Here is a 10,850-nt window from a genome sequence, read left to right on the forward strand (position 1 = left end):
AGCGCTTCCTCCCCTCTATCTGAGCGTAGCCAGCACAAAGACAACCACGGCAAAAACCGCGATCCCACCGAAAAAGACCGTCATATACGCCTGCACCTTGCCGGTCTCCGCCCGTCGCAGCCCACTTCCCAGCTCCATGACCAGGCTGGCCACCCCATTCACGACGCCATCCACCACGAAGCGATCGAAGGCCGCCGCCACATGGCAGAGACCCAGCACCACATAGCGTACAATCCAGTCATAGAGCGTATCCACATAATAGCGGTGCAGCAGCAAGCGATGGAAGAAACGCAGAACCGCATTCGCCTCCACCACCTTATGCACGCGCTCCCAGCCGACTGCGCAATAGAGCACATAGGCCCAGGCGATGCCCAGCAGCGAGAGCGCCACACCCAGCCAGGTCAGGCCATCGCTAAAGAGCTTGCCCAGATCCAGCAGCGGCGCATGGGGGTCCAGATACTGGAAGAAGCCCACCCAGTAACCGGCGAAAATCGAGAAGACCGCCAGAATCACCAGCGGCAGCGTCATCGTCACCGGCGACTCATGCGGCGTTCCCTCGCCCCGATAGGGGCCGCCCCAGATGCCACCGAGCGCGCCACCCTTACCGCCAAAGGCCAGGAAGAAGGCGCGGAACATATAGAAGGCCGTTAGCCCGGCAGTCACCAGCGTAATCGCCCACAGCGCATAGTCGCCATGCTCGAAAGCCAGCGAAATCAGCGTCTCCTTGCTATAGAAACCGGACAAGAAGGGGAAGCCAGAGATCGACAGACCAGCGATCAGCCAGGTAGCGGCGGTAATCGGCATAAAGCGAGCCAGGCCGCCCATCAAGCGCATATCCTGGACCTCGCGATGCATGGCATGATGAAGCGCATGCAGCACGCTACCGGCGCCCAAGAAGAGCAGAGCCTTAAAGAAAGCGTGCGTGAACAGATGGAACATACCGGCGCCCGGGCCGATCTCCGTGCCGGCCACCCCGAGGCCCACGAACATATAGCCGAGCTGGCTGATCGTCGAAAAAGCCAGCACCCGCTTAAAGTCCGTCTGCGTCAGGCCGATGGTCGCCGCGAAGATGGCCGTAATCCCGCCGATCCAGGCCACCACCCCGAAAGCCTGCGGGCCGGCGGCGGAGAAGAGCGCGAACGTTCGCGCCACCATATAGACGCCGGCGGCCACCATCGTCGCCGCATGGATCAAGGCGCTCACCGGGGTCGGGCCTTCCATTGCCGATGGCAGCCAGGTATGCAGCGGCACCTGGGCCGACTTACCGATCGCGCCGCAGAAGACCAGGATCATCGCCAGCGTCAGCAGGGCCTGATTACCGGCGAAAGCCTGGGCCACCCCGTGGGGACCGCTACCGGCCAGCGTCGCGAAATCGAAGGTCCCCGTCGTCGCGAACAGGATCATAATGCCGAGAATAAAGCCCACATCACCGATACGGTTCATGACGAAGGCTTGCAGGGCGGCGCTGGCGGGAGCAGGGCGCTCCTCAGCGGGCTTGGCCCGCTTATTGATCCAGAAACCGATCAGCAGGTAAGAACTCAAGCCGACCAGCTCCCAGCCGACGAAAATCACCAGGAAATTCGCCGCGAAGACAATGGTCAGCATCGAGAAAGCGAAGAGCGACAGGTAAGCGAAGAAGCGAGCGTAGCCAGCGGAGCTTGCCATATAGCCCTGGGAATAGAACTGCACCAGCAGTGAGACGGTTGTCACCACCACCGTCATCGCCAGGGCCAGATTATCCAGGTGGAAAGCAATGGTATAGGGTTGGAAGGCGGCATCGCTGCCCCAGGTATAGGAGAAGAGCGTGATCCCTCCCTCGGGCAGGCGTGGAGTACCGGGGAGCAGACCGAGCGAAGCGAAGAGCAGCAGCCAGGAATAGAGACAGGCGAAGAGCATCAAAACGATACCTACATAGCCGCTCAACTTCGCCCAGGGAGTCAAATACGGCACCGTCGGATCATCATCGTAGGGATCGCCGTGGTGTTCCTGGTGTTCTGCCTCTCCCCCATGTCCCACGTGCGCCGTGCCCTCAGCGGGCCCTGCCGCCTGAGCCGCGTGCTGCTGCTCGGCATGTCCGCCGGCGCCGCGGGTTGCCTCCCAGGCGGCAAAGGCCGGGTCCGCCTCGCGCAGGTAGGCCGCGTAGTCCTGCGCCGTCTGCCCATGATGGCGGCTCCACAGATCGGCCATGCGTGTCCCAAAGACGATCACCACGAACGACGCCAGCGGAGCGGCCAGAATGAGCCAGGCGTACTCATACAGACCGTACATAGCAAATCACCACTTCAGCATATCGATTTCGCCAACATCCACCGTCTGGCGCTTGCGATAGATCGCGATAATCATCGCCAGTGCGAGCGCCGCCTCCGCCGCAGCGACAGTAATGATGAAGATGGCGAAGATCTGTCCTGTCAACAGATTCGAGTAGGGCTTGACGTGGTTAAAGAAAGAGAAAGCGATCAGCGTGATATTGACGGCATTGAGCATAATCTCGATGCTCATCAGAATAGCGATCGCATTGCGCTTAGTGAGCGCGCCGTAGAGGCCGATACAGAAAAGGACCGCGCCAAGCACCACAAAATGTGTCAGAGTCAGGCCCATAGCAACTTACTCCTCCTCGCGGCTGATCACGATCGCGCCCACGATGGCTACCAGCAGCACCACCGTCGCGATTTCGAACGGCAGCACGTAGCTATAGCAGGAGGGGCTATAGAGGAGCTGGCCGATCGCAATCACATTATTGGAGGGGAGCGAGCAGACCGTTCCCTGAAGCAACTGGGCGGCGGGAGCTGACTGAGCGAACTGACTGACCGTCGCAGCGAAGATAATCCCCAGGCCGACGAGGGCCGAGACCACCAGCGCCACGGCCATCGCCAGCGGGCGAGCATTGGGATTGGTTACCCGTTGCCCGGCGATGCGTGTCAGCATCAGCGCGAACAGGATCAAGATCGTCACCGCGCCGGCGTAGATGAGGATCTGCACGATTGCAATGAACTCGGCATTGAGCAGGAGGAAGATGCCGGAAGCCATTGCAAAGACCACCACCAGCGCCAGCGCGCTATGCACAATATTTCGCTGGCCCACGACGACCAGCGCCGCAGCAACCAGCACAACGGCGATGATCCAAAAGATCAGGCTGGCTAAGTCCATAAAAAAAATGTCCTCCATCGAGCGGGCACTGAGAGCACCGTCCGGCAAGCCTTGTCCTCACTGACCAGGTCTGCCAGCAGGCCGGCCAGAGTGTGGGAGAGAGGGGCGAAGCGGAGACAGCACGATGCTCGGCGCGAAGGCATCAATCAGGTCAAGAGCAGGTTCGTGTGAAACGAGCCAGTGGCCTCTCTATCGCCCTGCATACTCCCTCCCTCCCATTGTAGCAGGGTAGACCGGCGTTGAAGCGGTGGATCTATCTGCCCTGTTCTTGTCTCGTTTCTTGCGTGCGTGCGTATGTGCGACGTGAGCAACTCCTCGCTGTTTCCCGTCAGATTCTAACAAAAGCCTGACGAGGTGACAAGGGCAGAAACCTTCCTGGCCCTGACTGGCCCGGCGTGGTTGGGTTGGAAGCGAGCTTGTTCCAGGCTGGACTATCCTGAAATCAGGAGCGGTGGGGAGAAAGCGACGAGCGAGGGCGGGCTTTCCACTGAATTCTGACGGAGTTGGGGCCAATTCAGCTACGCACCGCCCATTCGCTATGCTATAATCTTTTGGTGGTCATTTCTCTCGCAAGAAAGAATCTGCGCAATAACACACGGCAAGGCACCTGTCCATGAGCATGACACAGACGACCAGCAGGCGGGATTCTCCCGAAACGCAGCGCTGTCCCCAGTGTAACGCTGTTGTGCCGCCTCACGCGGCTTTCTGTGGCGCCTGCGGGAGGCGCATTGAGGGAGCAGCCTCACCCCGCCCGGCGGAGGCCGAGGCCGAGTTTCGTCAACGCTATCGCATTACCTCGCTGGTGCGCCGCCGTCCCTACATCAGCCTATTCTTGGCTACCGATGCCAGTACGCAGCAGACGGTGATCATCAGCGATGTCGATATCAGTACGCTGGATGACGAGGCCCGCCAGCGCGCGGCGCAGCTTGTCAGGCGCGAGTACGACCTGCTGCGTCGTCATGCCATCCCTCATCTGACGCCGATACTGCAGCAAGTATACGATCAGGGCCATATCTACGTGATTGCCGGCAATCCCTTCGCTCAAACGCGCGAGGCTGGCAATGACGGAGCAGCTCTCCAGGCTCAGGGTGAGGGAAAGCAGGCCAGCGCTGATGAAGACGGGCGGCTCTATACGCTGGAAAGCGTTCTACAGAGTGGGATCGGGCTGCCTGATGAGCAGGTGGCTGTGCAGTGGATTCAGGAGCTGTGCGAGACGGTGGATCGTCTCCACGGCCATCAGATCGTGATCGGTGAGCTAGATCCCCAGGCCCTGGTCCTGAGCAGCCTGGATTACCGCGGTCATCCGGCCCTATTGCTCTGCTGGCTCCCGGTTTATATTCGTACCCTCTTGCCGGTTCTAACTGGGGCGACGCGTCCCTTCAAGCCCGGTCCCTTCACGGCTCCCGAAGTCCAACAGGGCAAGGTTGAAGCCCGTTCCGACGTCTACAGCCTGGGGGCCTTGCTCTATCTCTTGCTGACTGGCACGCCGCCCGCCGCGCCGGCGCCACACCTGCGCTCACTGCGCGAGCTGAATCCGCGAGTGAAGCCGGAGATTGAGGCAGTAGTCATGCGGGCCCTCTCCTTCGAGCGCTCCGAGCGTTTCCAGAGCGCCGCCTCCCTGGCCGAGTCGCTGGCCAACCCCTACATCAGCACGCAGGTGGCGCGCTATCCGCGTCCGACAACGACTGCCTCTCTGGGGGAGCGGACTGCCACTCATGATAGGCAGGATGGTACTGGCGAGCGCGGTAGGAGGCGCTCCGGATGGCTCACCGGTCGCACCGGGCCAATCGCTGGCGCCAGTCAGGATCAGCAAGCGCCTGTCGCCGGTGTGGCCTCTGCCGCCAGCGAAGCGGAGGGGAGGAGTGGAGAAGCCGGCGTTACTGCAACCAGGGACCAGGCCCGGTCAGCAGTGCCGTCGCAGGAAGAGGATATCGCCGCCCTGCCCACCTATATCCTGGCCCGCCGCCGCTCCGAGTTAGAGGAAATCGGTGAAGTGGCGCGGCGCTTAACGCAGCAGCTGCAGAAGCGCATTACGGGCATCTTGCCGGCTCTGCAAGGCAAACTCTTGCCTGCTGGCAGATCGAACAGCACCGCCCTGGTGAAGGCCAGTCCAACCGAGAGCCTGCAAGAGCGCTCATTGCTGCGTCAAATCCAACGCTTCATTGTCGGTGAGCAACAGCGTGGCACCGCAGCCGCTGCCATTATCGAGGCTCCCCTGCGTCTGCAACCTGGTCAGCGCTTTGCCATTCGGGTACGGCTGATGGGGAGAGATCGCGCGCTGCCGCCACCGGGCTCGCGGGCTGGCAGCCGGCCCGTGGGCTTGAGCGCCCTCACGCATGGCGAGCGCGTCCATATCGAGGTTCGTTCAGCCATTTACCAGCGCTACGCCTTCGTTGTGCAGCGAGCGGTCATCATGGTGCCGGCCCGGGGCTATGTGGCCGAAGTGACTATCCCCATGCCGCCGCCACTGAAAGGGCGAGGGGGACGACGTGAGCGCCTGCACCTCGTCTTTACCGACGAGCACCGGCGCCCGCTCTACGAAAAGCCCTTTGCCCTTGAAATCCTGGTGTCGCCGCTGGTGCGTCCCGGTCAGGAGGGCCTGCAAGCCCTGCCTATTCCCTACTAAACTGACTAAAACTAACTAGACGGCCCCTGGCTGGCCATCCGGGCGACGCCGCAGTCGCTCCCCAGCCCGACCTGGCTGCCACCACCTCACTCCTTGCAGAAAGGGAGGGTCCAGGCAGCAACGAGGAGCGCCGTTGCTCCTCGTTCTCTATCTTGTCTCTCTGGCCTGGCCAGGTTACCTCTGGCTTCTCCTCCCTCCCTCTCTCCCTCCCTCCTCGTCTTCCGCCTTTGGCTGGGCACCCAGCCGCTCACTGAGCGTGCTTCAAGCGCCGAAGAGAAAGACGGTGCCACCCATAATAGCGTAGAGCAGGATCAATAGCAGCCCTTCCAGCCAGACCAGCTCACCATCGTGCGTAATCTCGCTAAAGAGGAAAGCCCCCAGAGCCAAAACTGCGATCTCTACGATGCTGAAGACCAGGTCCAGACGCTGAGGCGCCAGCAGGCTGCACAGCACCAGAATCGGTGCCACCAGCAGCGCGATCTGAATAGACGAGCCGGCGGAGGCGGCCAGTACCATGCCCATCCGCTTATCCAGCGCCATATTGATGGTGTTGAAATATTCGGGCAGACCGCCAATGAGCGGGAGGAAGACCAGGCCGACAAAGGCCGGATTCCAGCCAAGCAGCTGCGTAAACGGCTCAATTGAGGCGACCAGGATGTCCGAGACCACAGCCACTCCGGCGGTAGCGGCGGCCAGCAGGAGCAAAGCCAGCCAGAGATTAGGCTTTTTCTCCTCCACGGCCTCTGAGGCAGGCGCAGGCTTCGGCTCTCCCTGCCCGCGCGGGGCCTGCCCACCGGTCGGGACGGCCTCCGGCTGCCGCTGCTCGCCAGGTGTGCCGCTGGCGCTCGGCATTGTCGGCGGCGTTCCGGTGGAGGCTCCTGGAGTCGCTTCCACCCGCTCCGCAGAGACCATCGCCTGCAGGGTGCGGTCCAGCTCGCGCAGCACGCCGCTCTTGTTCGGCAGATTGCTATGGACCAAACGCTGACGATAGCTGAGCAAACGTAAGATGGCCGCCTCGGAGCGCGCCCCTAAGACCGGCTCAAAGCTATCGCCGCTTGCCTCCTCTCCCTCCGCAGGGTGGTCGCGCCAGCGGAAGACACTGAAGAGAAGGGAGGCCAGGTAGCCGAGGAGCAGCAAAATGGCAATGAAGTCGGAGAGCTGGATGCCGCGTTCGACAATATGGCTCTGACCGGCGCGCGAAGCCAGCAGCTCGGCAACCGCTGGCAGCAAGAGGCCCGCGATGCAGAGCGCTAGTAATGATGCGTACTGGCTGGCCGGGCGCGTCTCAAAGCGCAGCCGCCCATGCTTAAGGCAGCCGACCATCGTGGCCACACCAAGCACCAGGAGGATATTGCCCAGAATAGAGCCGATGATCGAAGCGCGCACCACATCCACCAGCCCTTCGCTTAGAGCAAAGAGGCCGATAATCAGCTCGGTCACATTCCCAAAGGTTGCAAACAGTAACCCCCCGATGCGCTCGCCTGTATGCTCAGCCACGGCCTCGACAGCCCGCCCAATCAGCGCCGCCAGCGGTAGAATACCCAGGGCGGCACACCCAAAGCGCAGCAGTGGAGGAATCTCTACCCGCAGCCACTCCAGGGCTACGGCCAGAACCGCGAAGAGCAAGAGACTATAGAACCAGCGCGACATAAGCGCTCCTTCCCATGCAGCTCACTGGGGCCGCTCCCCATGCGTGGCTCCGTGGGTCAGGCGAGAGCCTGAACAGGCAGCCCCAGTCTCCCAGTAGTTAAGCCTATTTTCTCCACCCCTGTCTACCGTAATCCTGCGGAAGAGGCCAGATTGCTGCTCATCATTAGATGCGACACCTATGCTGAAAAAGAGAACCTCAGCCACTGAGTTCAGGCCAGCGAGCCAGAGCCAGCCCGCTCAGAAGCGCACGAGGGTCGCGATCCTGGGCCGGGACTGGCCAGGGAGGGATACCGTCAGTCAGTCAGTCAGTCAGCCTTGAATGGCCACCCATGAACACTAGCCAGGGTGACCAGGACCAGCCTGGTACTAACATCCCTGGATGGAAACAAGGCTGTTACTTTGTCGATCTCTCACTCGCTTGTGCCAATGTAACAATTTTGATTGGCCATTGTAGGCACGGAGAACGCATGAAGAATACTATCACGCAAGATCGTCAGGATGACCTACTGGATCTGATTGCCCTGGTTGAACACAGCACGCAGCCACAGCCGGCAGTCTCTGCCAGTGGGGCTGGGGCCGCCGCTCAAGGCTCGGCTCCCGGCCTGCCGAGCTATCAGCCAACCTCGCTGGCGCTGGTGAACCGCTTCCTTGCCTTCGTTGATGATCTCACTGGCGGCAAGGCTGGCTGGTTTCAGCGGCTCTTCACTTACCTTTTCATCGGTGGTGCAGCTGCTGTCGTCAATATGGTTGTTTTCTATATTATGTTCTACCGCATGTCTATATCGGTCAATAGTACGCTGCACAATGCCATTGCTAATATTACTGCCGCTGAAATCTCAATCATTGCCAATTTCCTGGCTAACGATTACTTTACCTTCCGTCATCTTCCTGGCCATCAGCGCTCGTGGGTGCAGCGCTGCCTGCGCTTTCACCTCACGGCCATTGTCGGCAGCCTGTTGAATTTCTGCATTGAGCTAGGTCTGACCAGCCTGGCGCATGTGCCGGCGCTCCTGTCGCAGGCCATCGCTATTTTCCTGGTCCTGATTTACAATTTCTCCTTCCATCACATCTTTACCTACGGAGGAATGAGTGCGGCCCACTGAGACCGCGGACTGTTAATCTGGGACGGTGCAACCAGAGAACACTGGGGATGGGGACGAGCGCGGAGCGAGGGGAAGGAAGGCGGCATTGGCAGACAGGTCAGCAATTGATCTGCCGGGCTGGAGACTGACCGAACTGGACTGAGCTGAGAGTGAGCATGAGCCATGAGCAGCAAGGGAGTGACCTATCGCCTGAAGTCGCGCGCTGAGATTGAGGCCATGCGGGCGGCAGGAGAAATTGTCTGGCGGGCTCATCAGGTGGCGGCCTCGCTGGTCAAGCCGGGGGTGAGCACTGCTGAGATCAACGAGGCCGTCGAAACCTTTCTGGCCGAGCAGGGGGCGGCTCCGCTTTTCAAAGGAGTCCCCGGTCCGGTGCCTTATCCAGCAGCTACCTGTATCTCACTCAATGAGCAAATCGTGCACGGCATTCCTGGCAAGCGGCGTCTCCAGGAAGGGGATCTGGTGAGCATCGACATCGGCTGTCGTCTCGATGGCTGGTGCGGTGACGCCGCAGTAACCCATGCCGTGGGAGGGGTTAATGATCAGGCCAGGCGTTTGCTCCAGGTGACTGAGGGCGCTCTTCATCTGGCTATTGAGCTACTTGGGCGCAAATCGCGTTGGGCCGAGGTAGCCCAGGTCATGGAGCGAACCATTCGTCAGGCTGGCTTTACCGTCTTTGAGCAACTGGTCGGGCACGGCATTGGACGGGAGATGTGGGAACCGCCGCAGGTGCCAAATTTTTATCGTCGCGAGATGGATTTCCCCCTCCAACCTGGCCTGGTCATTGCCGTAGAGCCAATGGTGGGCATGGGGAGCAAAGAGATTCGTATCCTTCCCGACCACTGGACCATTGTGACAGCCGACGGCTCGCTCAGTGCCCATTTCGAGCATACCATTGCCCTGACCGAGGATGGCCCCCAGGTGCTGACGACCGGTAGTGGCGGCCTCGTCTGGGGCTGATTGTCTCACTGGGCCAGCTCTCTCTTCTGCAGAGTGCATGCAAACGATACCTGGCGAAAGCAGTTCATGGGCTATGGACCCGTCGCCTGTTGGCGAGCAAGCGCGACAAGGAAGGTCTGCCTGATGGCGGAAGCAGCAGCATATGGCGATGTTCAGCGGCGGCAAGGTCCGCAGCGGTGGCAGGTTTCTCCGCAGTGGCTGGTACTGGCGGCCCTGTTCCTCCTGGCTCTTGGTAGCGGCTGTCTCCCTTTGGGGGGGACACCGCCCTCTCCGACCTCGCCGGCACTCAATGCGGCGGCGCAGCAGATGCAGGCGCTGCTGATGTGCGACGAGCGGCATGGCTGGGCCTCAACCCAGCGCTCTGTCCTGCGCACCAGCGATGGCGGAGTACACTGGCAAGATGTTACGCCTCAGCCCGAGGCTGGCTCGGTCCCTCGGGAACCCGTTGAGCGTATTGTCGCTGCCTACCTGAATGCTCAAACTGCCTGGGTGGCCCTCATTTTCCAGGGTGGATCGACCACGCCGATCTATCATACGAGCGATGGGGGCCGGAGCTGGCAGCGGACAGATGTGCCGGCTCCAGGCATCGGCGTTGTACAACTGACCTTCGTCGACGCTCTCCACGGCTGGCTGCTGGTCAATCTGGGTATTGCCACCAATGCCGAGGCCGTTGCCATCTGGCGCACCACCGATGGGGGCAGCCATTGGCAGCGCATCATGCAGGTCTCCGCGGCCCAGGCTCGCACGGCGCAAAGCTCAACGACCCTTCCCTACAGCGGCAGCAAGTCCGGTCTGGCTTTTCTCAATACGACCACTGGCTGGGCCACTGGCAGTGAGCCGGCCCTCAATCGAGCCTGGCTCTATGTAACGCACGACGGTGGCCAGAGCTGGCAGCCTCAGTCTCTGCCACTTCCCACTGGAAGCGAGAAGGCCCAAATTGCCACCCTGCCGCCGCGCTTCTTCTCCGATCGCGATGGCCTCTTGCCCGTCAATGTCTATGCCGCTGGCAAGGCGAGCCTCTATTTCTACGTCACCCACGACGGTGGCAAAAGCTGGCGCTTTGGCCAGGCGCTGCCGGCTTCGGTCATCGCCTGGTCCTTTGTCTCGGCCAATATTGGCTATGCGACCGACCGCACGACGCTCTATGTGACGCACGACGGAGGACAGCATTGGAGCCAGCAGCTACCCACTGGTCCTTTCGCGGACGTCATTCAACTGGATTTTCTGACGGCCAGCACGGGCTGGGCCTTGTGCCTGGCGCCTCCGGCGCAAACCCATATTCTGAGGACGAACGACGCCGGTCAAAGCTGGCAGCAGCTCAGCTAAGTCCTGGCTGGCTGGCTGGCTGGCTTCAGCTATCAGGTGAG

Annotated in this window: 8 protein-coding genes; 4 read left to right on the forward strand and 4 right to left on the reverse strand. The window is 61.1% G+C overall.

What is annotated here, in order from left to right:
- Positions 1 to 15: 15 nt before the first annotated feature.
- From nuoL to A4R35_RS17005, 3 genes are read right to left on the reverse strand one after another with little or no spacing between them, the layout of a single operon-like run.
- A complete protein-coding gene (nuoL, locus tag A4R35_RS16995; protein ID WP_112431427.1) occupies positions 16 to 2,268 on the reverse strand; it encodes an NADH-quinone oxidoreductase subunit L in 2,253 nt (750 codons plus the stop codon).
- A gap of 6 nt (positions 2,269 to 2,274) precedes the next feature.
- Positions 2,275 to 2,592 (reverse strand): NADH-quinone oxidoreductase subunit NuoK, encoded by a 318-nt coding sequence (nuoK, locus tag A4R35_RS17000; protein WP_170293420.1) that lies wholly within the window; start codon positions 2,590 to 2,592, stop codon positions 2,275 to 2,277.
- Between the two features lie 12 nt (positions 2,593 to 2,604).
- A complete protein-coding gene (locus A4R35_RS17005; protein WP_170293413.1) occupies positions 2,605 to 3,147 on the reverse strand; it encodes an NADH-quinone oxidoreductase subunit J in 543 nt (180 codons plus the stop codon).
- A 613-nt stretch (positions 3,148 to 3,760) separates the two neighbouring features.
- Here A4R35_RS17005 and A4R35_RS17010 point away from each other — a divergent pair.
- Entirely contained in the window at positions 3,761 to 5,773 is a 2,013-nt protein-coding gene (locus tag A4R35_RS17010; protein ID WP_112431433.1) for an inactive serine/threonine-protein kinase VRK3, read from the forward strand.
- A gap of 261 nt (positions 5,774 to 6,034) precedes the next feature.
- Here A4R35_RS17010 and A4R35_RS17015 read toward each other — a convergent pair whose 3' ends face one another.
- The gene (locus A4R35_RS17015; RefSeq protein WP_112431435.1) at positions 6,035 to 7,423 is read right to left on the reverse strand and encodes a calcium/proton exchanger; all 1,389 of its coding nucleotides are present in this window, start codon (positions 7,421 to 7,423) and stop codon (positions 6,035 to 6,037) included.
- A gap of 467 nt (positions 7,424 to 7,890) precedes the next feature.
- Between A4R35_RS17015 and A4R35_RS17020 the strand changes: the two genes are divergently transcribed.
- The 3 genes from A4R35_RS17020 (at position 7,891) to A4R35_RS17030 (ending at position 10,809) form a co-directional block, all read left to right on the forward strand.
- On the forward strand, positions 7,891 to 8,526 hold the full coding sequence (locus tag A4R35_RS17020; RefSeq protein ID WP_189361957.1) for a GtrA family protein: 636 nt from the start codon (positions 7,891 to 7,893) through the stop codon (positions 8,524 to 8,526).
- Positions 8,527 to 8,688: 162 nt separating this feature from the next.
- Positions 8,689 to 9,483 carry a type I methionyl aminopeptidase gene (gene map, locus A4R35_RS17025; protein WP_112431439.1) on the forward strand — a complete coding sequence of 265 codons (795 nt, stop codon included), beginning with the start codon at positions 8,689 to 8,691 and terminating at the stop codon, positions 9,481 to 9,483.
- A 123-nt stretch (positions 9,484 to 9,606) separates the two neighbouring features.
- Complete coding sequence (locus tag A4R35_RS17030) at positions 9,607 to 10,809, forward strand: WD40/YVTN/BNR-like repeat-containing protein (protein WP_189361959.1); 1,203 nt, start codon at positions 9,607 to 9,609, stop codon at positions 10,807 to 10,809.
- The last annotated feature ends 41 nt before the right edge of the window (positions 10,810 to 10,850 follow it).

This window comes from Thermogemmatispora tikiterensis (assembly GCF_003268475.1).
In the GTDB taxonomy this organism is placed as follows: Bacteria; Chloroflexota; Ktedonobacteria; order Ktedonobacterales; family Ktedonobacteraceae; genus Thermogemmatispora; species Thermogemmatispora tikiterensis.